Below are 23,931 nucleotides of genomic sequence, written 5' to 3'. Positions count from 1 at the left end.
TAATTACCTTTCCTTCAAATGAAGAAATAAGTACCTTAGAAAAACTCAAAATCAACCTGCTATGAACATCAGACGCCTATTACTTTCCCTGCTGTTGCTCTGCCCTTTGAGCCTCAGCGCTCAGGAAATCGCACTTCAACTCTATTCGCTCCGAAATGAAATGAAAATAGATCCGGTCAAATACCACCAACTGATCGGTCAGTGGGGAATATCTGCCCTGGAAGGGGGTGGTGGATATGGCATGTCGGACAGCGAATATCAAAAACTGCTGAATGACAACAACCTTCGCGTGGTCGGTGTAGGAGCAGATTACAACAAACTCAAAACCGATCCAGCCTCTATCCTTTCGGAAGCTAAAAAATACGGTGCCAAATTCGCCACCTGCTATTGGATTCCTCATGCTGAAGGACCGATCAGCCTGGAAGAAATGAAAGCCGCCACTGAGCTATTCAATCAAGTAGGAGAGCAATTTGCCAAGGAGGGAGTCACCTTGACCTATCATCCACACGGCTATGAATTTGTCAAGTCCGGGTCAGGAACTCCCATGGATTACATGCTGGAAAATGCCAAACATTTCAAATTCAACATGGATGTATTCTGGGTACAAATGGGAGGCGGAGATCCATTGGCTATAATGAAATCTCATCCCGGCAAATTCCCTCAACTCCACTTAAAAGACCGAAAGAAAGGTACTCCCGGATCACCGGACGGCAGAGGAGATGTCGAGGCCAATGTCGTCTTAGGTACGGGCGATATTGATATCGCTGGGTTGATCAAGGAAGCCAAAAAACAAGGAACAAAATACCTCGTAATCGAGGATGAGAGTTCGCGATCTGTTGAACAGATTCCTCAGAGTGTTGCTTATATAAAAAGTGTTTTGAATCAATAAGTTTCCAGCCCATCCAAAAAAGATGGGCTTTTTTATTTTTCCTTGTAGCACTCTTTTCCAATCGTTCGTTTGGCAGATAGGTTCTTTGATCTCATTCTAATTCTGAAAGCTATGAAAACACCAAGACTCATTAAGGCATTTCTGATTTTGGCAAGTGGATTGTTTTTTTCTTGCGAAGATCAAATCAATACCACCTACACCTACCGGACGATGATGCCGGTGTATTTGGAGATGAGTGACGTACGGGCAAGGATGATTGCCGTGGAACCTGCCCAGCCCTTGGACAATCCCGGTAAAATCTACCTGTACAAAGACTATCTCCTGGTAAATGAGCCCACGAAGGGAATTCACATTCTGGACAATTCAAATCCCTCGAGTCCGGTCAATTTGAGCTTTATCCCGATCGAAGGCAATGTAGATCTGGCGGTTAACAGCGACATTCTCTATGCGGACAATTATGTCGATCTTTTAGCTTTTGACATCAGCAAGATCAGTAATATCAAGCTTATCAATCGAGTAGAGGATGTTTTCACCCACATGTATCGTCATGATACGGGACAGATCATCACGTTCAAAGACACCGTGATCACGACCGATAGCCCTCGATGGGAAACTTGGCGTGGATGGGCTGTGAGATCAGACATGAGTTTCGCCGCCAATTTCTCTGCAGCCTCCCAGAGTTATGGGACTGGGGGATCGATGGCGAGATTTACCCTCATGGACGGACATCTGTATGCGGTAGATGAGACTACCCTTCGGGTATTTGATGTCAAAACTCCCAATGAGCCCAAATTTGTCAAGCCAATCGATCTCGGTTGGGGAATCGAAACCATTTTTCCTTTTCAGAAAAAACTATTTATCGGATCTAATCGAGGAATGCATATATACGACGCCTCTACTCCGCACTCTCCCACTAGAATGGCCGTCTACGAGCACGCAGTAGCCTGTGATCCTGTGGTGGTCAATGAAGAACATGCCTTTGTAACCCTGCGAAGCGGGAATTTCTGTGTGAATAATATCAACCAACTTCAGGTCATCGATATCAAAGATCCTTATAAGCCAACCTTGAAAAAGGCTTACCCCATGTTGAACCCCCATGGATTGGGATTGGCGGGAGACTTTCTCTATATCGCCGAAGGGAGGCATGGACTGAAGAGTTTCAATGTCAAAAACGTCATGGCCATCGATCAAAACCAATTGGAGTTTTTGGAAAACATGAAATCCGTCGACCTGATTCCTGGACCTAAATCATTGATTGTCATCGGTCCTGATGGAGTGTGCCAGTTTGATTACAGCACGCCTTCCAAACTGAGAAAACTCAGCTGCATTCAAGTCAATAATCCCGTAGTGATCAAATAAACCGATGCGAAACAGGGTTATTTACCTTATCCTTTTGTTTTTTTTCTCCTATGTCAAAGGCTTGGCGCAGGAAAGGGCCTACTTTAATCAAACGGAAGTCGGATTTCTATGGGGAAAGGGAACCAAATCCTGGGAAGGAGATTATGAAAATCGGATGAATCTGACAGTATCTTCTTTTCATGGTGCCAAGATCAATGCACATCATGTAGTAGGTTTCGGCATTGGCTACGACCAATACGAAAATCTTTCCCTGATTCCCATTTCACTGGGGTGGAGAGGTTTCTTGGGAAAAGAAGGTAGATCTCAGTTGTTCGGAGGAATGGATTTGGGCGGAGGATCGACCCTTTTGGAAAAAAAAGAAACCACAGATTGGTATTCCAATTGGTATGAAGGCGGATTGATGCTCCACCCCTCCCTTGGGATCCGACTACCCGCAAAAAATGGAAAATGGGCGCTGTCAGGAACCTTGGGTTACAAAAGACAACAGGCCTATTTTTTCGAGGGATCATTTGACAGATCAGGAAATCAGCCGCTTCCTGGAAGCTCTACCTTGCCTAGGGGTTACTCTGCCATGACAGAAACCAGCTTTTTATTCCACAGTCTGGTTTTCCGAATGGGTGTGATGTTTTAATTGAAAGTGGGTCGAAACCACTTCATGGCATTGTGATAGTATATTTTGTCAATCACGTCTTTGGGGAGCTTTAATCCCTGAAAAGGTCCATTGACTTCAGAAACTTCCATCCTCTCATCGGTTACAAAATATTTCCAATCCCTTAGCCAAGTGGACTTGGCATTTGCCTTTATTCGTTCCGGATCAGGATTGCCGGAAATACCCAAATCTGTCCCATAAATCAGCCGGTCTTGATATTTGATCATAAAATCGCGGATTCTTTTGCGATCCTTTTGACTTTGAAATTGGAGATGACCGATTCTCGCAGCCATATCCACTGCCAGATTGGGATAGCGATCCAGTCGCTTTGCCAGTTCATCCACGTCCCACTCCAAGCTTCCCAAATGTGCTCCGACAAACCGGATATTGGGAAACTTGGCCAACAGTCTGTCCCGAGCCTCAATCTGTTGCTCATAGCTTGGATATTTGGGATGCAAGTACATGTGGTATTCCGGATGCTCTTTGAAATAGGTACGGTCATTGTTTACAGTCATTTCCTCAAGAGGCAGCCAGCAATTTTTGGGCTCTCCCAGATGGGCCATCAACGTCTTGTCTTGCGCCTCCACAAACCTGAATATGGGTTCGAGTCTGGGATGATCCGCCATAATAAACTCCCCTTTTTCATCCCGATAGGTCATCCCGATATTTTTCCAGATTTTGATCCCTATTGCTCCTTGCTCAAAAGTGGCCGCAATACGCTTGATTTCCTTTTCTGCCCAATCCGGGTCCTTCCAATCCGCTAGTGAAATGGTGGAAAGAAAATCGATATGGGTTGGATTTGCACTTTTCTGAAGAAGGGAAAGTCGGATCTGCTCGGTAAGAGGTGGGTAACTGGGCACATCGACATTGACAGTAAGAAGGAAAAAATTAGATTCCCTCCCAGCCTCTATCAATGCGGTACTTTCCGAATTGTGATGGGTATGCGTATCGATTTTTCTGACTTTTTGAAAATCATCCAAAGTATAATAGCGCTCTTCAAAATCAATCAACAGTCCAAAAACTAAAGGAGCAAAAAACGGAAGAAGGAAGGTAAGCATAGTGGATGAGGTTGGGAATCCACTAAAGTTAAAAAAATACGGTGCTAATTTACGAATAGGGTCAGGTTACATCAATCTTTTGATCGTCCACACGATCAGGGCAAACAAAAAGACCAAAATGGAAATTTTGTTGATTCCGTGCATCATTCGTAGGTTGAAATTAGTCGGTTTGTTTGGATCCGGTTTTCGGAAAATGTTGAGGAAATAATTTCCAACCTCACCCAACTTGAAGAATTCTTTGACTTGATTTTTCTCTGACATGATGCTTGCGTTTTATGCTTTAACCAAGTTTAGACGAAATTGATTTCCTTTTTGAAAATTGAGATTCTGAAATACCATTGAAATAAAGACCGCTTCGCGGTCTGAAATACCCAGAGAAACATTGTATTTCAACTGTATTTCAACTGTATTTTTTTTTAAATAGTCTCCGGCTCATTCCACATGCCGTCTTCACGGATAATATTGATCAGTTCGTCCACGGCCTTTTCCGAAGGCACAGATTTCTTGACCACTTCTTTCCCTTTGTAAAGCGTGATTTTTCCTTTTCCGGAACCTACATAACCATAGTCGGCATCAGCCATTTCTCCCGGACCGTTTACGATGCAGCCCATGATTCCGATTTTCACTCCTTTCAGGTGGTCTGTTCTTTTACGGATCATGGCCGTAGTTTCCTGTAGATCAAAGAGTGTACGTCCACAGGAAGGACAGGAAATGTATTCCGTCTTTGACATGCGCGTACGGGCTGCCTGCAGCACCCCAAAACTTACCGTATTATGCAACTTGATCTGACCCAACACTTCTTGACGGGAATGTTCTCCCTCCTTTTCCAGAGAAATCAAAATCCCATCACCCAAGCCATCTACCAGCAACCCTCCCACATCTGTAGCCGAATAGAGCATAGTCATATCCGCTGACTGATCTTGATAGCTCACTTTCACTACTACCGGCAAGTCACACTTGGCATCCAACAGACTGACAAATGCTCTTCGCAAGGCGGGCATACTGTGCACATTGGACGTTTTCAGGATGAGAATGGTATCTTTTCTCCCTGTAACCGCCGGGATGACCTGATCTATTTCGGTATCCGCTACTTCGAGGAAATTTAGTTCGGAATGGAATCTAGAGGCTTCCTGATATTGATCTAGGTGAAAAAGTGGGAATTTATTTACCTGATCAGGAGTTTTTTCCCAAACAGATACATCCTGAATCTCCTTCATGCCATTGGGCAGCATGAACGGGATAGGATTGGAACCTGAATAGACAAAATCAGACCCTAAATCGTTCATTTTCCACTTGTCCAACTCGGGAAGATAGAAGTGTCCGACCGCTTTCATCTCCCGGTCGGTAATTTTTTCAACCTTGGAAATATCTGCAATTACTCTCGGCACATGGTGCCCGCCGAAATTGTAGAGCTCTGAGACATGTCTCTTGTTATATTCAAATGGAGTAATCGGATAATGCCTGATTTCGGGAATGGATGCATGACCTCCACGGGTTGCATAGCGATCGATCAGGGCTCTTGCTACCGGAGCTTCAAACTCGGGATCTTCTGTCAGAGAAACCCTAACGGTATCTCCCAATCCATCTTCCAGCAAGGTGCCAATACCTACTGCTGACTTGATGCGACCATCTTCGGCCTCTCCAGCCTCGGTTACGCCCAAGTGAAGGGGGTAAGGTTTGAATCCTCCCTCATTGAGCTTTTGAACCAAAAGGCGATACGCCTGGACCATAACCTGCGTATTGGAAGACTTCATAGAGATGACGATGTCAAAAAACTTCTCGTCTTCGCAAATTCTCAAAAACTCCAGCGCAGACTCTACCATCCCCAGCGGAGTGTCCCCGTATCGACTCATGATTCGGTCAGAAAGCGAACCATGGTTGGTACCGATACGCATCGCGGTACCGTTTTCCTTGCAGATTTTCACCAAAGGCAAAAACCGCTCTCTGATCCGCTCCAGTTCCTCAGCGTAGGAAGCATCGGTGTAGTCGATGACTTCAAATTTCTTTTTATCCGCATAATTGCCAGGATTGATTCTCACCTTCTCCACAATTCGTGCAGCAAGTTCAGCTGCATTTGGGGTGAAGTGAATGTCCGCCACCAAGGGAGTCTGGTAGCCTCTTTTTCGAAGCTCCGACTTGATATTTCTCAGGTTTTCTGCCTCCTTGATGGAAGGGGCTGTGATTCGGATCAATTCGCAACCCGAATCGATCATTCGGATGCATTGCTCCACGGAGCCGAGGGTATCCATGGTATCCACCGTCGTCATTGATTGAACCACGATGGGATTTTCCCCTCCGATGATCACATCACCTACGTTTACGGGAATGGTCCTTCTACGGGAATACTGCGTCAGACTGTCGCAATAGCGGGAATCCAAGCTTTTGATCAAAGGCTCCATAGGTCAAATATCTCCAAGTTGTGGGCGGATAATTAGTTCTTCAACAACGGTTTGGGGGGAAAGGTTATAGGCAGCCCAAACACTCTCTGCCACGTCCTGCGCACGGATAAAACGCTCACTGGGTAACTCAACACCTGCCCAGCTATCGGTCAGGGTGGCGCCAGCCAAAATGGAGGTCACCTTGATCTGATGAGGCTTCAATTCCTCCCGAAGACATTTAGTCATCCCTAGCATGGCCCATTTGGACACGGCATAACTTCCCCCATTGGGATAAGCAGTCAATCCTGCAATAGAGCCCATACTAAATAAATGACCTGATCTGCGCTGGATCATCTCCCTAATAAAGGCTCGACTGAGGTAATAAGCAGAGAAAAGGTTGGTATGCATAATAAATTCGAAGTTGCCCTCCGGCTCATCATGCAAAGCCCCGGGAAGAAAAATTCCCGTATTATTTACCAAAACATCCGGAAGGGCTCTTTCCTTTACCTCATTGGAAAAGCGAAATACCTCCTCCTTTTTTGAAAGGTCTGCTACTGAAACAAAAACATGAATGTCCGGATATTTAGCCTCTAAGGAAGCTTTCAAAGCAAGCAAATCGGCCTCATTTCGCGAACAGGTAAAGACATCAAATCCCTCTGCCGCAAACCGCTCTATGATCGCCCTGCCGATCCCTTTTGTACCTCCTGTCACCAGGATACTTTTCCTCATTTGTTTAGCAGTTTAATAGTTAGTATGACAACTATCTAACGCGAACAAAGTTACATTTTTTTATTAAAAGAGTGCGGAGACTTGCATTCGTCCCACATGGACCACCCGATCCAGACCTTCAGAATTTCTTCCCTCGTAGACTAGGTTAAGTTGCAAGCCTGTTCCAATTTTTTGCAACCAACTCACAGTCCATGTGACATTGGTACCTGCTGTGAGGGCTTGGAGCATTTCATAGCCCACGGGTGAATTTACTTCGCCATTGTAATCGATTTGGATGAGTTTGAGATTTCCTGTCAAAGTGGTCTTAATGGCTTTTGCGTATCGCAAATCCACCCCGACTTGATGGATTTTGGCTAGTTCCTCGAACTCTAGGTTTTGTGTATTTTCTTTTCCGGTGTAAGAGTAAGAGCCGGTGGTTCTGAAAAATGGGGAAGGCTGCCATGCCAATTCAGGGCCAAGTGATCGCTGTCGAATCGTGTAATTTCGGTTTTCCAAAAAATCAGAGGCTGAAATTCTGTTCCCCACTCCCCCAATTAGTCTTAGTGTCGTAATCGAGTTGAAGTTGAATCGCGTATTCAGCTTCCAATCTTGTTGAATCTGATCTTCAAATCCCCCTGAAAGAAGCTGCTTTAACTGCGAATCAAAAAGAGAAAGATCAAAGCCATACTTGGCAGAAGCCCGATTGAAAAAAAAGGAAGTTCGGATCACCTGACGAAGCGAAAGAATCCGATCCCGATCAACTCCCCCGATGAAGGGACTGATCCGGCTTACAAAATCATCCGAAGTGACTTTCTTTTCCACACTCAAGCTGGATGTATTGGAAAACTTATGCAAGAAGGACTTAAACCCTCCAGCACTTTTCCATTCCTCGGGAAATCGAGCTTGAATCCGATAATTGAGCAGCGTGGTATAGGCTTCGACATAGGTATCGGTAGGAACGAAAATTTTGATGTACAATCTTTCTTCTGGATTGATCGCAAGGTAAAACTCGTTCAGCTGCTGAATCCCGTCCCCGTTGTCATCACGCCAAGTATGTGTACCATCTCCATTGGGAGCAGGCAAAAAGACAAATTCCCGCTGAAGTTCCCGGCCATTGCCCAAGGCATAGCTGATTTCGTTTCTGATGAGATTTTTCCCCAAAGACCCCGAATAATCCACTTTGCTGAGCAAGGTGAGCTCTCCGGCTGATTCCCGCTGCAAAAACTCAAGCTCCCTGTAGGTGAAAGTGCTGCTCAGGTTATGATTGGCCCATTGTTTACGGAAGGTAAAATTGGCCGTAAACGCCTCCGTATCATCCAAAAGTCTCCCACTCACCGGCAATCGGTCCCGCCTCCATGCTGCATCAGCAGAAAACGCATAGCTCAGCGTGTCATTACTTTTCAGGAATACCAAGTGTTCTTTGAAATTCATGGCTGTACTCAGCACGGAGTCACGCGCTGCCAATCGAAGCGTATTTTGGTCCAAAGAAAACTGGTAACCGGGAACGAGAATTTTGGATCGGTAGCTGACATTCCCCAAATACCTCACCCAATCGGACTGGAGTGAATCTTTGGATGAATTCAGTCTAAAAAACTCCTGCTTGATTCCCACCCTTTTTCCCAACTCGGTATTCCAGGCAGCCGTGTGCTGAGAACCTGAGAGTTTATCTGCCCGGTTTCTCAAATAGATTTTATAGAGAAAATTGTTTCGGGCATCCTTGTCCAAGGCTACTTGTGTCCAGAAAAAACGCTCAGCCGCTGCCTGTTGCAGATCTGCTGCATCCAATCCCCAATCCCGGTCAAACTCGATATAGCGAAAACGATCAATGAAATTGAAATTCGTCGAATTGTACTCCAGCTCGGTTTGGGCTTTCAGCTTATATCCTTTAAGCAGTCCGATTTCCCGATCCTCGGACTGAAGCCCCACTTTCCAGGCAATTCCCTGATTATCTTCATTGTCTATTTCAGAAAAAAGATTCTTGTCCTGAGAAGAAAGAGCCAACTCAGTATATATTTTTTCATGGTTGCCAAATTTGATCCGGGTACCGGCGGTGGTCATCCGCTTGGAGTCAGGTGCGGGAAGTTGAGTCAGAATGGAATAATCTGCCTGAGGCTGTCCATTGATCCTCGGCACGTATTCGAACACAGTCCCGTTGGTCAGTTGATTGACTCGCTTGTAATCTCCCAGGCCTGCACCCACTTGAGAAAACCCGAGTACGAAAAAAGCTTTTTGTGGATCGGTGGAGTAGCGATAAAAAGTGATGGGCCTGCCCAGATCATCTTCATCCTCCACCTTTTCATACATGATCCGTGTGGGGTCAAACGCGATGGAATCAATCCTGGGGATCACCGCATCCAATATCTGATCCCCTACCGATGCCAATAGCGCTTGTTCGCCGGGGGAAAACGCTGTAAAAAGCGGACGGTTTCTGTTGTCTTTTTCTTGGTAAAAATTGAGGTAAAAATCCACTTTCCCATTGGTTTGCAAATGATTTGCCCCAAGAATCGATCGGGAATAATTCCGCTCCGCAAACTCAAAATCCACTCTTACCCTGGAATATTGTGTAATTAACACCCTTGGGGTAAAGGTGATTTCAGCTTGATTGTAATCGATCACATAGTCGGCGTTGAACCCCCTTTGGAGCAGTTTTCCATCCAAAAACACGCGTTCGGAATTGGCCATGATGATTACGAAACGCTCTCCATTTGGCCCATTGACCCGGTATGGACCCAACACACCTTCCAAAATCGGAAGCTGTATCGAGGCAAACTTACCTTTGGCAACGGAAACAAAGCCTTGTGTACTGGCATCCCAATTTTTACCCGTTTGGTACTTGGTGGTCAGCTGGAGTCCTTGTACATTCTTGTAATATCTGAGAAACTCGGACTGTCGCTGCTGCAATACCACATCCCCTGCTGCCAATCTGAAATTATCATTGTAAAGTTCGATCAGTACGTTGTCGAAATCCTGGATTTGCTGGGTATTCCCTTCTGGCTGAAAAGGGACATTTTGGTCAGTGATACTTGCCCGGATTTTCAGATTCTCTCCGATATCACCCTCCAGTTGAAGGTTTAAGGCAGAATTGACAAAGACATTTTGAGTATTCCCAAAAGACACCCCTCTGGTAAGACTTCCGGTTTTGTAAAGGTTGGAGCTGGGGAAAAGCTCTTCTTGAATATCCAAACTGGGTACAGCGGCCACTCGGGTATCCCGGAATCTTGCTGTGGAATCATAATCTTCTTCGAGTGTCCTTTTTGCAATACTCCTATCCAACCTGACCGCCAAGGTTTTGTAACAAACCATCAGGGAATCGGGGGGATTGGGATCTGAAAATTGAATTTGAAGTGTTCGCTGCGAAGTAGAATATACAAAGGAGTAAACCTGTCCTTGAGCATCCACTACGCGAATACTTGTTTCCAAAGCAGTCAAGGAATCCAGGATTTGAGGAAATGCAAAATCCTTTGCAATCACCCAACGGCACTTTTCCTGTGCGGAAGCTGCAAGTACTATCGCAAAAAAGAATATCCAGAAACCGATCAATCGCCGCATTAGACCCTTGGAGGCATTTTCTTTCAAGGTACTAAAAAGCTCAAACTATTGAACCAATGGAAAAGTCAGGTAAAATGTGGTCCCTTTTCCCACCTCGGTTTCAAACCATATTTTTCCGCCTGCGGTCTCCACCCCACTTTTGGCAATGGCCAATCCCAATCCGGAGCCCTGGCTTTTGGTGCTGAAGTTGGGGATGAAGATTTTGTCCCGAAGTTCGGGAGCGATCCCTTTGCCGTTATCCGTAATTTCCAAAAACACCGCCTGCTCAGTGAGCCATAGCCAGATTCGGATATGAGGTGTTTTTCCGGGCTCTACTGCCTGAATGCCATTGATGATCAGGTTTGAGATCACCCGTCCAAACAGCTTGTCATCTCCCATGATCGGAATATTCTCCGTGTAGGAATCATCCTGAAAATCAAGCTGGACCCGCTTGTCATTGACAAAGAGGTCCAGAACCTTATTCAGAACCTGCTTGAAATTCATCAGCTCATTTTTGGGCAAAGGCATCTTGGCAAAGGTGGAAAATGAAGATGCGATCCCACTCAAGGCATCCACTTGGTGAATTAGGGTTTCGAGTGACTTTTTGAGCTTTTCCTGATCTTCTAGCTTCCCTTCCTGCTCCAACCTCAACAAATGCTGAAGGGTGAGTTTCATGGGGGTTAGCGGGTTTTTGATCTCATGGGCCACCTGCTTGGCCATTTCCCGCCAGGCAGATTCCTTTTCGGTAGAAGCGAGCACTTTCTTACTGGCCTCCAACTTGTAGAGCATGTTGTTGTATTCAGTCACCAAAAGCCCGATTTCATCCTTTGAGGCCCAATACATAGGCTCATTATTATCGAGATTGGTAGCCTTTAGTTTTTGGGTGAGTAGCTTAAAAGGCAAAGTCAGATTTTTGGAAACAAAGGAGGAAACAATCAAAAACAGGATAAATATGACTACGAAGGCATTGAAGATATTACTCAACACATCTGCTATCAGGGAATTGAGCTCTGCCTCTGATTCAAAAAATGGAACTGCCAACACAGCGATCACAGACTGATCGACCTGAGAGGGAACCGCCAAATAGACACTCTGGTATTTGAGTTTCCCGATCTGCTCCTCGACTAGGATTTGAGAAAGATTTTTCTCCATGACTCCAGCCAATGCAGCAGGGTTGATCTGAGGTGCCAGTATTTTTTTCTCAAAGATATTGCTGCGGTTTGAGGCCTCAAGAAATCCTTCCTTGGTATACAGGTGAATATCGCTGGCTATAGTATTGGCCAAGGCATTCACTTCCTCGTTGAGTAAATCTCGGTCGGGCTGGGCATTGCCCTGACTGCTGAAAAAGGTGACCAGATTGCTCTGAATCAAGGATGCCTTTTGGACATATTGCCGATTGAGATCATCCCGATAGCTGCCTGCAAGCAATCCCACCGTAATGATGGAAATGATGATGATCGGAAAAAAGAAGGCAAAATTGAGATAGAGCTGCAATTTGGTGGAATAATTGAACTCAAAATTCCTATAGCCTTTCAGCAGCGTATTGATAAGGATGGCCAAAAAAGTGAGAAAAACAAAGGCAACGAAGTACAGAGAAATATTTCCAAAAAACTGGGAAATGGTATGTGTGGGCGAGGAAAGGATAATTAATTCTTCTCCATTCCTCATTCCAAAATGGTGAAAACCAAGACTGATAATCCCGGTTTCAAACAATTGCTCCCGATCTAATTCCTTTTTGAATTCTTCCTGATTATAGTTGAAAGTACCCGTGCTGCGAACCAGCTCTCCTTCTCTGATTACTGCATAGTCAAAGGAAATGGGATCAAGCTTTTCCGCATATTTTTTATCCAACAGCAATTTGGGGTACACACTTCCCGGCTGAATCCTGAGTTGCTTGAGCTCCAAATAAATAGTACCGAGGAGATTGTTCTCCCTCAAAACGGGTACAAAGGCAACGAATTTATTGCTGAGATTGGCTTCCTTGCCTCTAACAAAGTACAAGTCACGAACTCCCGTAGCATAATCGCTTTTCACAAAAGTCTGTCTCAACTGCCTTAGGTCTCCTCCCTCACTCGGCCCCAACACTTGAGCTCCGGAGGTTGAAAATACTCGGATCACCACTTCAAACTGGTCAAAGTAATTGTCCAAATAGATTTTTCTGATTTTTGATTCTATGGGATCTTTGGAAAGTAAGGGGTCGGCCAGACGATTTTGGATAAACAGGTCATTTCTCAGTCGGGAAAAAATATCCCCGAGAAAAAACTCGGTCATGACGTCATTTTCAATCAGGTTTTGATTGGCAAATCGGACCTTAGACTGAATCAAGCGTTCGCGCTCGGTCTGAAAAGTACTAATACCGGAGATCAGGGCAGTAATCAAGCAGGCATAGAAAAAAGTCAGGAATGTATCCAAGCCCAGGCGAAATACATTTTGGAACAATTCAAACCGAATGATTGAAAACAGAAAAACAAAGTGGATCACGCTGGCTATACCAAACCAAAAACCAGTCATAAAACACGCTGCCATCACCGGAATGGCTAGAAATACGAGAAACCGATAATAGATTCCCTTCTCCTTTTTTAAATGAAAAAGAAGACTTAGTAAGGTGAGGCTTACCAAGACATACACCGACCCCCAAAGAAAAAGAATCAAAAAGCTCAGTCCTTTAAACCAGTCGAAAGAGGGGATAGATCGAATGTCAAGAATCCATTGGGAATTGAAAATCAAATCTCTGGGAAGAAACCAAATCAACAAGTAAAACAAAGTCGAGCCTCCGAAAGCCAATCCGATCAAGCCCTCCAACCGGACTTTCCGACTCCATCCGATTGATTTTTCAAAGGAAGTTTTAGAAGCCAGTTCAAAAATCATCAAACCGAAGATCAACCCTGCACAGAGGGTATTCAACAATAAGTCACCCAAGCTGGGATTGAACCAGGAACTGGCATAATTAGAAGGATCAAAAAGTGACAAATCCAGGTAATCCCCCGGAAAATCCAATCCGATCATTACCAATCGGACTCCCCCCAAGATCAAAAAGCCATACCCAATCGTTTGCCAAGGATAGCCCTTTTTCCACTTTTTCCTCAAAAAATCAAATGAGAAAAGAAAATACAACAAAAACACCGAGCATATAAACACCAACAAAGGAGTGTTGGACACCCGCCCGACCGGGTCAAATCCCAATTGAAAATTGATTCCAAAAAGCGGCTTACCGGATTGGGTCTTGACTTGATGGGCACCTTCTTCAGGATTGGCAAAAATCTGAAAACGGTCATTCCCAAATATCTCCGGGTTAGGCCCAGTCTTCAAAAAATCATTATCTATCGTTCCGGGCCAGATAAGCCTGAATGTTTGAACCAAAAAATAATCCGAGGTATTTCTTTTGAGTTTCCTGGTTTTGACCAGAAAAGTCCCATAGGGGTCTTCCAAAATTTGATACTCTCTTCCTAAATCCAGATTGGAAAAATCCAAGGTGACGGTAAAGTCGGACCAAAAAAGCAATTTTCCTTCCGGATCAAGGATAAAAAAGGGATAGGAATGCCGCTGGTTACTGACTCGCTCAAAAGAAATAGGGTCCTCAGGACGTATGTCCATCAGTACCTGAATGAAATCCGCATCAAACCTCTTGTCTACCTGCTGGATTCTCCGTTGAATAGATTCAAGATATTCTTCCTCCTGACTTTTCTGAAAAACAAAAAAATTCAAGATCAGCACGATCAAGAGGAGAATAACACTGGCCACGATGACCAAGCTGCGGAAGGTGAGCTTCATGTAGGCTAAAAATAAAAAAGCAAAGTCTGGTATCAAACTTTGCTATGGAATCTATTACCTCAAAGTGAGTTTTGCCTTCCTTTTCTTGGCCGTTCTATACCAGAGATACCCAATAATGGCGGCCATCAGATAGGGCATGACAAACAGGTACAAAATCCCGTTGTTTAGCCCTGCCCCGATAGAAGTCTCACCATTGCTCACGTTGTTTTCCACGGACGCACGGCACATGGCACATTGTGCCGAAGCAGCGAAATCCAACAAAAATGAAAGAAGGATTAAACAGACTATTTTAAGTTTCATCAGCTTTTCTTTTCGAGTCAATCCAAAACGACTAAGATGGACTTAGTGAATATAATAAGGAGATATCATCAGATACACTACCACACCGGTCACCGAGACATACAGCCAAATCGGATAGGCAAATTTAACCACTTTTCGGTGTTTTTCCAGCTGATCGGTATAGCCATAATAGTAGGCAAACAGAATAGGAAACAATGCAACAGCGGCCAGGATGATATGGGTAATCAGGAGAAAATAATAGACAGGACGTATCCACCCCTCTCCACCAAAAGAAGTACTTTCTGCTGCGCTGTGATAAATCACATAAGAGACCAGAAAGATGGCACCTAATACAAAGGCCACTGTCATGGTGGCGCCATGTAGGGTGTATTTTTTCTGCTTGATAAATACCAGTCCCAAAACCAAGGCCAGTGAAGCGGCTGTATTTACGACCGCATTGAGATGGGGAAGGAAATACACCCAATCGCCTAAAGAGGTGATTTTTGCAGGCATAAACAAGAGTACCGCCACCGCCAAGGGAATCGCAACTGAGATCCCTATAATCCAACTTTTCACTTTGGCTTCATCTCGTAAGCCTATGGAATTACTTGCTTTTGCCATATAACAACACTTTAGTCTCCAACATTAACAAATCTACATCTTCCCGGTTGGTACCGCTATAATACCCCCGAATCCTCCCCATCTCATCCACAAGGATAAACTTATCACTGTGTACGAAATCATCCGGCACCCCATTTCCATCCAGTGCCGGAAGTACAAATCCGCAACGGGCCAGCCGATAAGTCTCCTCTTTCGGGCCAGAAAGAAAATGCCATTTTCCCGGGATCGCCTGATGATCATCGGCATACTGCTTCAAAATCTCAGGAGTATCAAATTCCGGATCAATGCTGATGGAAAAAATTTGGACCTTGGGTTCATCTCTGAACATATCATTTACCCGTTCCATCTCTTTGGACATCACAGGACAGATACTTGGACATGACGTAAAAAAGAAATCCACAATCGTGATTTTTCCCTCCATCTCCTTTCTGCCTATCCTTGAACCTTCCTGACTGGCAAAGGAAAATTCCGGAATCACATGCTGGGTGGAATCCGATATTGAACACTCCAAAAAGGGATTGTCTACCCCATTTTGAAAATAAACCGGAAGATCGTATTCATTTTTCCCAAATCCCCGGAGAAACATGAAGATAAGCACGGGGATCAGTAGGATACAGACCAAGACTAGGCCTTGTAGAACTCTCAAACTTCTCATATCGATTCTTTAACAAAAAAGAAGGTTGAAGTGATTCACTCCAACCTGTCTTTTCATCAATTATTTTTAGAGGATTACCAACGCATCAAAAAGATATCAGAACCTTCCTTAATCAGAGCGATGACCAACCATACCAGGAAAATCAAAGGAACAATAATGGAATAGAACAAAGGCTTTACTTCGTCGCCTAAGTGCATAAACTCCATCATAATGTACTTAGCCTTCCAAATGGTGAGAAGAATAAACAAGGCATAAAGTAAAATCCCTCGGTCCATGGTAAAGGCCATGATGAATTCGGCAACGGTAATCGCCAAAAGGATTCCAGCTGTTTTCCAGATTTTTTTGATCTTCTCCTCGTTTCTAGGTTCTACCTGAAGCGTGGATTTAGTGTCTTGAATTTCCATATTTCGAAGATTTTTTTCTTAAATCAAATAGAACAAAGTAAACACGAACACCCATACCAAGTCTACAAAGTGCCAGTATAAACCAATCTTTTCCACCATCTCGTAGTGGCCTCTTTTGTCATAAACCCCTACGGCTGCTTGGTAAAAGCAAAGGAATAAAAGAAATACCCCTACTGTCACGTGGAAACCATGGAATCCTGTAATGAAGAAGAAAAGCTGGGCAAATGCTGCTGGTCCGTATTCATTGACCACCAAATTGGCTCCAAAAACCGTTTCTGTCACATTTTGTCCAAGAGAATTAACATAAGTCAAGACTGAACCACCGTCCGTACCATGAATAAAGTGAGACCATTCCCAAGCCTGACAGCTCAAGAAAGTGATACCACCCAAAAGTGTCCAAAGCATCCATTTGACCACATCTGATCGATCATTTCGATGTCCTGCTTCCACAGCCAATACCATTGTTACCGAACTGGCAATCAGGATAAAAGTCATAATTCCCACAAATACCAGAGGCGCGTGAACCCCATGTAGAAAAGGGACAGCTTCAAATACCAATTCCGGCACAGGCCAGTATTCATTGGATCCCGTAAATGTATCGGCTGCCCCTGCATAAGCCGGATAGCTGACTCGGATGGCGAGATAGCTGATTAGAAATGCAGCAAAAGTGAAGATGTCGGAGAGCAGGAAAAACCACATCATGAGTTTTCCATAGCTGGCCTTAAGGGGTTCATTACCTCCACCCCAAACGCCTCTTTTCGAGCTTACTCCTATAGCAGTAGAATGCGCAGACATAAATTATTTATTTGTACCAGGTTAATTTTAATGATTCAAAAGAAGAAACATGAACAGATAGAGCCACAAGCCACCCAAGAAATGCCAATAGGTGGTGGCCATTTCCATCGTGTTCAAAGATTTGGAATGAACCTTCAGTCTGAAGGTCGAAATTAGCACAATAATCAGAAATATCACACCGCTGATCAGGTGCAAGGCATGCAATCCGGTGAAAACATACAGAAACGAACCCGCAGGATTTCCGACAAAGAACACATCTCTATCCACCAAAGCGATCCAACTGTACCATTGCCCTACCAAAAATGCAATCCCAAGTAACACAGTGAGCAGCATTCCCAGTCTCAGGGATACGAAATTGTCTTTTTTTGCAGAGACATAAGACCACTGTAGGGTTACAGAACTCAAAAGAACAATTCCGGATGTTACCCAGAAAATCTCGGGCAACTCATATTCCAACCAATTTCCTTCGGATTGACGGACAATGTAAGCACTGGTCAAGGCTGCAAAGATCATCACCACCGTTACCAAAAACAGCCATAAGGCAAACTTCTTGGGGTGCATGCTGATCGGCTGCTCGACAATGTCAATATATTTTAATTCCTTTTCCATGAGTTAGGGCAATTTGTCAAGCAAATACGCAATCTGTACAATCGGCAAATAGAGAAAAGAACCAAACATGATTTTAAGCGCTGATTTTCTGGAACAATCTCTCATCAATGAGAAAGTCTGCGCAAGAAATAATACCCCGCATACTGTAGCAACGATACCGGAATTAAGACCAGTTAATCCAAAGTAACTTGGCAACAAGCCCAAAGGAAGTAAAAACAGGGTATAGATCATGATCTGAATAGCAGTATTCAAATCCTGACCCCCACCGCTTGGAAGCAATTTGAAACCAGCACGCTTGTAATCTTCGTCACTTACCCACGCAATTGCCCAAAAATGAGGGAATTGCCAGATAAATTGAATGCCGAAAATAATCAGCGCCTCATAGCTTATCTGCCCAGTGGCGGCAGTCCATCCCAAAAGCGGAGGCATTGCACCAGGAATAGCTCCTACAAACACGGCAATCGGACCGACTCGTTTGAGTGGAGTATAGGCAAATACATATAGAACCATGCTCAGGATACCAAGCCAAGTTGTAAGCGGATTGGTAAATACCCACAACAAGAATATCCCGAGGATAGCCACCAATGAGGTGAACCAATATGCCTCCTGAAGTGAGATGATTTGAAGGGGAAGGGGTCTATTCTGTGTCCGCTTCATTAACTTGTCCAGGTCCCGCTCCATAATTTCATTGGCGGCACCGGATGCTCCTGAAATCAAGAATCCTCCCAGGGCCAAGCCCAAGAAACCAGACCAGCCGAAGCTTGTACCTCGATCACCAAGGATATAGCCAAAGACGGCTGAAAAGGTGACCAAAGCTGACAACCTCAACTTAATCAGATCAGAATAAGCTTTGATCCGTGCGAGAATCAAAGTAGCTATAGAATGGTCAGTTACACCAACTGTCCTCATGATCAATTTGAGTTAAACTTAATTTGTTTTAAATCTCTCAATTGAAGAATCAGAATAAACTGAATTCCCAATATCAAAGATCCAAGCAGCAAATGAATCGGCTGTAAAAAAGCCGGAATTCCAAAATAAGCCATGCCAATCCCAGAGCCTATTTCAAGAAGAAGAATCACCATCAACAGTTGACTCCAAAGATTCACTTTGGACTTCCGGAGGGTATATTTGAAAGCCCAAAAGAAATACAGTATATGAATCCCTAGCAGAACCAAAGAGAATGAGCGGTGAATCAGAAAGTCGATTCCTACTCGATCAACCCATTCCTCCCGAAACATATTTCCCAAAGCAAAGGAAATCTGATCGATTTGCTCCCGGACTTGGGTCCCGAGAATGACTTGAATAAGCATCAGAATCGTCCCGGAAATCAGTACAACTTTCACCTTACCTGGAACACGGTCTTCTTTTTCTTTTGGGTGCAGAAGTCTGTAGGAGCGATGATTTGCATATAGCAAAACAGCTACCAAAGCCAAGGCAAGAAGCATGTGGAAGGTGATCATCCAATGCAGCAAATTGGTAGAAACTACAATCGAACCAATCCACCCTGTAAACAACACAAGAACCAAGGCAATTCCAGAATTGATCGGGATCCATTTATCCAGAGACCAAAGACTCAATGATTTCCAAAGGGTGGCAATAATCAAGAGACCAATCAGCACCCCAATCAGTCGGTTGATATATTCAATCCAGGTTTTGGTAGCATTAAACTCTTCCTCGACAAGGATAGATTTATCATTGGCGATTTCATTCGCAGTCTTGGTGAATCCCAACTTTTCAAGTGTAGCCACGAACCGTTCGTTCTTAGCTAATCGTTTTTCGAGGTAAATCTCTTGATAATTTTTTGGGAGCTGATTCTCGCTTGTTGGCGGAATCACACTCCCAAAGCATTTTGGCCAGTCGGGACAACCCATTCCAGAACCAGTGCTCCGGACTATCCCACCTACCAAGATCAAGAAGTAAACAGCGATCACCGTCCATGTAGACAAACGGCGAAAGCTGTTTAGTTTAGTATCAGTGTTTGGATTCATTTGCAACCAAAACCTCTGCCTCGTCTTTCATGATTTCCAATTCCAACTTCACCAGTTCTTGTTCATGAGGAAGGTTGGATTCTGGAGTTTGAGATAAAGGAACGGTCTGAGGGATAAAATCTTCAGCTGCACCGGGCTTGGAATAATCATATGGCCAACGATACACTGTTGGAATTTCTCCAGGCCAGTTGCCGTGACCGGGCTCGATAGGAGTTGTCCATTCCAAAGTGGTGGATCTCCATGGATTTTGAGTTGCTTTTCTACCTCTGTACATGCTATAGAAGAAGTTGAACAAGAAAATGAACTGCGCCGCAAAGGTGATGATGGCCGCTACAGATACAAACATGTTCAAATCAGTATACATGTTGGAAAACTCAAAATTGGTCCAAGAGTAATATCTTCTTGGGAAACCGGCGATTCCGATGTAGTGCATTGGGAAGAACACCATGTAAACTCCTACAAATGTCAACCAGAAGTGGATGTAACCAAGACGAGCATCCAACATTCTTCCAAACATCTTAGGGAACCAGTGATAAACCCCTGCCAAAAGTCCAAAGAAAGAAGCAGATCCCATTACCAAGTGGAAGTGGGCAACTACGAAATAAGTATCATGCAATTGGATATCGATGGCAGAGTTACCCAAGAAAATACCTGTCAAACCTCCTGAAATAAAGAAGGATACCAGACCGATGGAGAATAACATCGCCGGTGTAAAGATCAAATTACCTCTCCAAAGTGTGGTGAGGTAGTTAAATACTTTCACCGCGGAAGGAACTGCAATGATCAGCGTCAAGAACATGAAGATCGATCCCAAGAAAGGATTCATTCCGGAAACAAACATGTGGTGCGCCCAAACGATAAATGAAAGTATGGTGATTCCCAACATAGAAACAACCATGGCTTTGTAACCGAAAATAGGCTTTCTCGAGTTTGTAGCAATTACTTCAGAAGTAATACCCAAAGCAGGTAACAATACAATGTAAACCTCTGGGTGCCCCAAGAACCAGAACAAGTGCTGATAGAGAACCGGGCTACCCCCAGTATTAGGTAAGGCTTCACCTGCTACATAGATATCAGACAAATAGAAGGACGTACCAAAACTTCTGTCAAACACCAACAGCAAAGCAGCTGCAAACAACACCGGGAAAGACAACAATCCAATCACGGCAGTCAAAAAGAACGCCCAAATGGTCAGCGGAAGTCTGGAGAATGACATTCCCTTCGTTCTCAGGTTAATGACCGTAGTGATATAGTTGATACCTCCCAACAGGGAAGATGCAATAAAGAAGGTCATCGCTACCAACCAAAGTGTCATACCTAAACCTGATCCTGGAATAGCTTGCTCAAGGGCAGAAAGCGGCGGATACACTACCCAACCACCACCGGCAGGACCTGTTTTGATAAACAAAGAGATAAACATGATCACACTGGACAAGAAGAAGAACCAGTAAGAAAGCATGTTCATAAATCCGGATGCCATATCACGAGCACCGATTTGAAGAGGAATCAGAAAGTTGGAGAATGTACCGCTCAAACCCGCTGTCAAAACAAAGAATACCATGATGGTACCATGCATCGTGACCAAAGCCAGGTAGAATGTCGGATCCAATTTTCCTCCTTCATCTATCCAGCCCCCTAATAGGGGACGAAGAAATTCCAAATTCATTTCCGGGAAACCCAGTTGAAGTCGGAAAAGTATAGACAGGAAACCACCAATAATCGCCCAGAAAATACCGGTAACCAAAAACTGCTTACCGATCATTTTATGGTCAGTACTGAAAATGTACTTTGTTATAAAATTATCATGATGCTCATGATCGTGATGATCGTGAACTGCGCCGTCATGATGTGCAACAGATGCTGTAGCCATAACCTATAATTTTATTTTTTACTTTCGCTCAATTGAATTTCTGCAAGTTCTTTCATCTCAGGAGTCAACCCTTCCGCCAAGGCAGGATTTTGCTGAATAAAAGACTTTTGTTCCGCCAACCACTTTTGGTAAGCCTCAGGCTCTACCACCTCAATCACCTTCTTCATAGAGAAGTGCCCACGCCCACAGATTTCTGTACAAGCGATTTCATATTCAAATTCAGGATCATTCAATTCTGCTCTCATTTCTTCGGTCGTCTTAGTAGGGACGAACCAGAAGCGAGTAGGCATACCCGGAACGGCATCCATCTTCAACCTCATGTGAGGAGCAAAAACGGAGTGCAGAACATCACGCGCACGGATCTTGAATAGTACAGGCTCACCTTTTGGAATGACCACTTTCGGAGAAGGAAAGTCGTCCAATGAATTTTTGTCTGTAAAATCAACACCATGGGAATTAGAAGCCGTGATCAATCGGTAATCATAGTCGCCCAAAACATTGTCCTTGCCAGGATATCTTACATCCCATGCAAATTGGTACCCCATGATTTCAACCACATGCGCTTTCTCAGGTGCAGGTGCTGTGATGTCAGACCAAGCCATCCAACCAGAAATAACCAATCCAGCAAGAACAACACCCGGTACTACAGTCCAAATGATTTCAAGCTTATTGTTATCCGGATAGAAAGATGCTTTTCTGTCTTCCTTGTATTGATACTTGTATGGGAAGATGAACAAAAGCACGTGAGTGATCAAAAACACAATCCCGGTTACTGCCATAGTAATCCAGAAAAGCTGATCAGTGATTACCCCATGTTCAGAAGCCACGGGCAACTGATAATTATCGAATTCCTTAATGGAATACCAAAACATCAGAAAACCAGTGCCTAGCAGGAAAACAACAAATAGAATTGCATTGATCTTATTGCTTCCAGTAGCAATCTTCTTGTCTGAACCTTTAACAACAGACACCAAGGTTTGAATTCTGTAAACCATCCAAATGATGGAAAGCAACAGAAGAACCCCTACTCCAATCAGAAATCCGTACATATCTTAGTTTTTTCGGATAATTAATTAAATGTGATGATTATAGCTTTCTTCAAGCATTGGGTGATTTTTCGCAATCAGGTTTTTCTTCGCCAGACCTCCAAGCACCACCAACGCCACCGCTGACCCATAAACCAGGAACATACCCACTTCCATTAAACCAATTCCACCATTGTGTCCCAAAGTACCAGGCTGAACCATCAAGAAGAAGTCAATCCAGTGACCTACGAGGAGAATAGAGCAAACCAGTTTAAGGAAAACACCATGTCTTTTGGCATCTCTTGTCATCAAAACTAAGAAAGGCAAGAAGAAGTTTAGCCCAAGATTCACAAAAATGAAAGGACTGTAAATATCGCTTGTCAATCTTTCTACAAAATACACAGACTCCTCAGGAATGTTGGCGTAGTAAATAAGCAAGAATTGGGAGAACCATAGGTACGTCCAGAAAATAGAGAAGCCGAATACAAACTTCCCAAGGTCATGTACGTGGTTTTCATTAACCATTTCAAGGTATCCTTTGCCTCTTAGGAAAAGGACAAGCAAGGTGATTGCCGAAAGTCCGGAAACAAACCAAGATGCAAAGACATACCAGCCAAACAAGGTAGAGAACCAGTGAGTATCAATAGACATTACCCAGTCCCATGCGGCAATGGAGGAAGAAACTGCGAAGAAAACCAGGAAATACGCAGACCAACTTCTCATTTTAAACCAGTGTGATGTACCTCCCAACTGATCTTCCTGATCAGAAATTTTCTTGAATTTATTGAAGAAAAACACCCAGAAAAGGAAGAAGATGACCATTCTGGCGATGTAGAATACCGGGAAGGTACCTTTTTCCATCGGCCAATAAAAGAACGCTCCTTTTCCATCAATGATCTTGTCATATTGAGGATCATTCGTATCAAACAGATAAGAATGTGTCCAATGGAAAAGATCATGATTGGCAATAAAGAAAGTTACAATCATCAGGACACCGGCAATTGGCAGCCAATTGCCAAAAGACAGCATCACTCTCAGAATAGGGGCAGACCATCCAGCCTGAGCGGCAAATTGAATGGCGAAGAAGAAAACGCCTACAATAGCTATGCCTGTGAAGAATACGTTATTGATCCAAAGATTGGCATACAACCGCTCATACCAATGAAACGCATGTCCGCCGGCTTCGCCTGCCTCTTCGTGGTGACCTCCAGTCATAGCCAAGACAATACCTAAACCCAAAAGAACTGCACCGATGACCAAAACGGTCATGATAGACTTTTTAATTGAGGCAGAGAATTCAAATCTCTGATCCAAATTATAATGATGTTCGCCGTGATGAGCCATG

General features: G+C 44.1%; 20 protein-coding genes. 3 read left to right on the top strand and 17 right to left on the bottom strand.

Annotation, left to right across the window (positions count from 1 at the left end; translation table 11 throughout):
* Positions 1–61 precede the first annotated feature (61 nt).
* The 3 genes from CLV31_RS04860 to CLV31_RS04850 all read left to right on the top strand — a co-directional run bounded on the left by CLV31_RS04860 (position 62) and on the right by CLV31_RS04850 (position 2,879).
* Entirely contained in the window at positions 62–889 is an 828-nt protein-coding gene (locus CLV31_RS04860; RefSeq protein WP_111391766.1) for a sugar phosphate isomerase/epimerase family protein, read from the top strand.
* A gap of 111 nt (positions 890–1,000) precedes the next feature.
* Complete coding sequence (locus CLV31_RS04855) at positions 1,001–2,248, top strand: LVIVD repeat-containing protein (RefSeq protein WP_111391765.1); 1,248 nt, start codon at positions 1,001–1,003, stop codon at positions 2,246–2,248.
* A 4-nt stretch (positions 2,249–2,252) separates the two neighbouring features.
* Entirely contained in the window at positions 2,253–2,879 is a 627-nt protein-coding gene (locus CLV31_RS04850; protein ID WP_111391764.1) for a hypothetical protein, read from the top strand.
* Here the strand turns inward: CLV31_RS04850 and CLV31_RS04845 are convergent.
* The 17 genes from CLV31_RS04845 to CLV31_RS04765 all read right to left on the bottom strand — a co-directional run bounded on the left by CLV31_RS04845 (position 2,876) and on the right by CLV31_RS04765 (position 23,930).
* On the bottom strand, positions 2,876–3,955 hold the full coding sequence (locus CLV31_RS04845) for an amidohydrolase family protein (RefSeq protein WP_111391763.1): 1,080 nt from the start codon (positions 3,953–3,955) through the stop codon (positions 2,876–2,878). The genes CLV31_RS04850 and CLV31_RS04845 overlap by 4 nt on opposite strands.
* Before the next feature lie 66 nt (positions 3,956–4,021).
* On the bottom strand, positions 4,022–4,216 hold the full coding sequence (locus CLV31_RS04840; RefSeq protein WP_111391762.1) for a DUF6728 family protein: 195 nt from the start codon (positions 4,214–4,216) through the stop codon (positions 4,022–4,024).
* Positions 4,217–4,371: 155 nt separating this feature from the next.
* Positions 4,372–6,354: a (E)-4-hydroxy-3-methylbut-2-enyl-diphosphate synthase gene (gene ispG, locus CLV31_RS04835; protein ID WP_111391761.1), complete on the bottom strand. Its 1,983-nt coding sequence runs from the start codon at positions 6,352–6,354 to the stop codon at positions 4,372–4,374.
* Positions 6,355–6,357: 3 nt separating this feature from the next.
* Positions 6,358–7,062 carry an SDR family oxidoreductase gene (locus tag CLV31_RS04830; RefSeq protein ID WP_111391760.1) on the bottom strand — a complete coding sequence of 235 codons (705 nt, stop codon included), beginning with the start codon at positions 7,060–7,062 and terminating at the stop codon, positions 6,358–6,360.
* Between the two features lie 63 nt (positions 7,063–7,125).
* Positions 7,126–10,590, bottom strand: a complete 3,465-nt coding sequence (locus tag CLV31_RS04825; protein WP_245943324.1) for a hypothetical protein — start codon at positions 10,588–10,590, stop codon at positions 7,126–7,128.
* A gap of 45 nt (positions 10,591–10,635) precedes the next feature.
* Positions 10,636–14,340, bottom strand: a complete 3,705-nt coding sequence (locus CLV31_RS04820; RefSeq protein WP_111391759.1) for a sensor histidine kinase — start codon at positions 14,338–14,340, stop codon at positions 10,636–10,638.
* Between the two features lie 54 nt (positions 14,341–14,394).
* The gene (locus tag CLV31_RS04815; RefSeq protein ID WP_111391758.1) at positions 14,395–14,640 is read right to left on the bottom strand and encodes a hypothetical protein; all 246 of its coding nucleotides are present in this window, start codon (positions 14,638–14,640) and stop codon (positions 14,395–14,397) included.
* Positions 14,641–14,682: 42 nt separating this feature from the next.
* Positions 14,683–15,240 (bottom strand): DUF420 domain-containing protein, encoded by a 558-nt coding sequence (locus CLV31_RS04810; protein WP_111391757.1) that lies wholly within the window; start codon positions 15,238–15,240, stop codon positions 14,683–14,685.
* Positions 15,224–15,895, bottom strand: coding sequence for an SCO family protein (locus CLV31_RS04805; RefSeq protein WP_111391756.1), 672 nt, complete (start codon positions 15,893–15,895; stop codon positions 15,224–15,226). The genes CLV31_RS04810 and CLV31_RS04805 overlap by 17 nt, the downstream gene beginning before the upstream one ends.
* A gap of 74 nt (positions 15,896–15,969) precedes the next feature.
* Positions 15,970–16,299 (bottom strand): cytochrome C oxidase subunit IV family protein, encoded by a 330-nt coding sequence (locus tag CLV31_RS04800; RefSeq protein ID WP_111391755.1) that lies wholly within the window; start codon positions 16,297–16,299, stop codon positions 15,970–15,972.
* 18 nt (positions 16,300–16,317) lie between these two features.
* Positions 16,318–17,094, bottom strand: a complete 777-nt coding sequence (locus CLV31_RS04795; protein WP_111391754.1) for a cytochrome c oxidase subunit 3 — start codon at positions 17,092–17,094, stop codon at positions 16,318–16,320.
* Between the two features lie 27 nt (positions 17,095–17,121).
* Complete coding sequence (locus CLV31_RS04790) at positions 17,122–17,703, bottom strand: cytochrome c oxidase subunit 3 (RefSeq protein ID WP_111391753.1); 582 nt, start codon at positions 17,701–17,703, stop codon at positions 17,122–17,124.
* Between the two features lie 3 nt (positions 17,704–17,706).
* Positions 17,707–18,612, bottom strand: a complete 906-nt coding sequence (gene cyoE / locus CLV31_RS04785; protein ID WP_111391752.1) for a heme o synthase — start codon at positions 18,610–18,612, stop codon at positions 17,707–17,709.
* A gap of 2 nt (positions 18,613–18,614) precedes the next feature.
* Positions 18,615–19,649 (bottom strand): COX15/CtaA family protein, encoded by a 1,035-nt coding sequence (locus CLV31_RS04780; protein WP_394335949.1) that lies wholly within the window; start codon positions 19,647–19,649, stop codon positions 18,615–18,617.
* 25 nt (positions 19,650–19,674) lie between these two features.
* Positions 19,675–21,561 carry a cytochrome c oxidase subunit I gene (locus CLV31_RS04775; protein WP_111391750.1) on the bottom strand — a complete coding sequence of 629 codons (1,887 nt, stop codon included), beginning with the start codon at positions 21,559–21,561 and terminating at the stop codon, positions 19,675–19,677.
* 11 nt (positions 21,562–21,572) lie between these two features.
* On the bottom strand, positions 21,573–22,610 hold the full coding sequence (locus CLV31_RS04770; protein WP_111391749.1) for a cytochrome c oxidase subunit II: 1,038 nt from the start codon (positions 22,608–22,610) through the stop codon (positions 21,573–21,575).
* A 24-nt stretch (positions 22,611–22,634) separates the two neighbouring features.
* Positions 22,635–23,930, bottom strand: coding sequence for a quinol:cytochrome C oxidoreductase (locus CLV31_RS04765; protein WP_111391748.1), 1,296 nt, complete (start codon positions 23,928–23,930; stop codon positions 22,635–22,637).
* Position 23,931 lies beyond the last annotated feature (1 nt).

It is taken from the genome of Algoriphagus aquaeductus (genome assembly GCF_003253485.1).
GTDB classification, from domain to species: Bacteria; Bacteroidota; Bacteroidia; order Cytophagales; family Cyclobacteriaceae; genus Algoriphagus; species Algoriphagus aquaeductus.
Note: the sequence above shows the minus strand (reverse complement) of the source record. Positions and strands in the feature narration are given on the sequence as shown.

Excerpts from the sequence above, each read along its gene's own strand:
- CLV31_RS04805 (WP_111391756.1), bottom strand. The coding sequence starts at position 15,895 with ATGAGAAGTTTGAGAGTTCTACAAGGCCTAGTCTTGGTCTGTATCCTA.
- CLV31_RS04775 (WP_111391750.1), bottom strand. The coding sequence starts at position 21,561 with ATGGCTACAGCATCTGTTGCACATCATGACGGCGCAGTTCACGATCAT.
- CLV31_RS04770 (WP_111391749.1), bottom strand. The coding sequence starts at position 22,610 with ATGTACGGATTTCTGATTGGAGTAGGGGTTCTTCTGTTGCTTTCCATC.
- CLV31_RS04830 (WP_111391760.1), bottom strand. The coding sequence starts at position 7,062 with ATGAGGAAAAGTATCCTGGTGACAGGAGGTACAAAAGGGATCGGCAGG.
- CLV31_RS04795 (WP_111391754.1), bottom strand. The coding sequence starts at position 17,094 with ATGTCTGCGCATTCTACTGCTATAGGAGTAAGCTCGAAAAGAGGCGTT.
- CLV31_RS04860 (WP_111391766.1), top strand. The coding sequence starts at position 62 with ATGAACATCAGACGCCTATTACTTTCCCTGCTGTTGCTCTGCCCTTTG.
- CLV31_RS04765 (WP_111391748.1), bottom strand. The coding sequence starts at position 23,930 with ATGGCTCATCACGGCGAACATCATTATAATTTGGATCAGAGATTTGAA.
- CLV31_RS04800 (WP_111391755.1), bottom strand. The coding sequence starts at position 16,299 with ATGGAAATTCAAGACACTAAATCCACGCTTCAGGTAGAACCTAGAAAC.
- CLV31_RS04810 (WP_111391757.1), bottom strand. The coding sequence starts at position 15,240 with ATGGCAAAAGCAAGTAATTCCATAGGCTTACGAGATGAAGCCAAAGTG.
- CLV31_RS04815 (WP_111391758.1), bottom strand. The coding sequence starts at position 14,640 with ATGAAACTTAAAATAGTCTGTTTAATCCTTCTTTCATTTTTGTTGGAT.
- ispG (WP_111391761.1), bottom strand. The coding sequence starts at position 6,354 with ATGGAGCCTTTGATCAAAAGCTTGGATTCCCGCTATTGCGACAGTCTG.
- cyoE (WP_111391752.1), bottom strand. The coding sequence starts at position 18,612 with ATGAGGACAGTTGGTGTAACTGACCATTCTATAGCTACTTTGATTCTC.
- CLV31_RS04845 (WP_111391763.1), bottom strand. The coding sequence starts at position 3,955 with ATGCTTACCTTCCTTCTTCCGTTTTTTGCTCCTTTAGTTTTTGGACTG.
- CLV31_RS04850 (WP_111391764.1), top strand. The coding sequence starts at position 2,253 with ATGCGAAACAGGGTTATTTACCTTATCCTTTTGTTTTTTTTCTCCTAT.
- CLV31_RS04840 (WP_111391762.1), bottom strand. The coding sequence starts at position 4,216 with ATGTCAGAGAAAAATCAAGTCAAAGAATTCTTCAAGTTGGGTGAGGTT.
- CLV31_RS04790 (WP_111391753.1), bottom strand. The coding sequence starts at position 17,703 with ATGGAAAAGGAATTAAAATATATTGACATTGTCGAGCAGCCGATCAGC.
- CLV31_RS04855 (WP_111391765.1), top strand. The coding sequence starts at position 1,001 with ATGAAAACACCAAGACTCATTAAGGCATTTCTGATTTTGGCAAGTGGA.
- CLV31_RS04825 (WP_245943324.1), bottom strand. The coding sequence starts at position 10,590 with ATGCGGCGATTGATCGGTTTCTGGATATTCTTTTTTGCGATAGTACTT.
- CLV31_RS04820 (WP_111391759.1), bottom strand. The coding sequence starts at position 14,340 with ATGAAGCTCACCTTCCGCAGCTTGGTCATCGTGGCCAGTGTTATTCTC.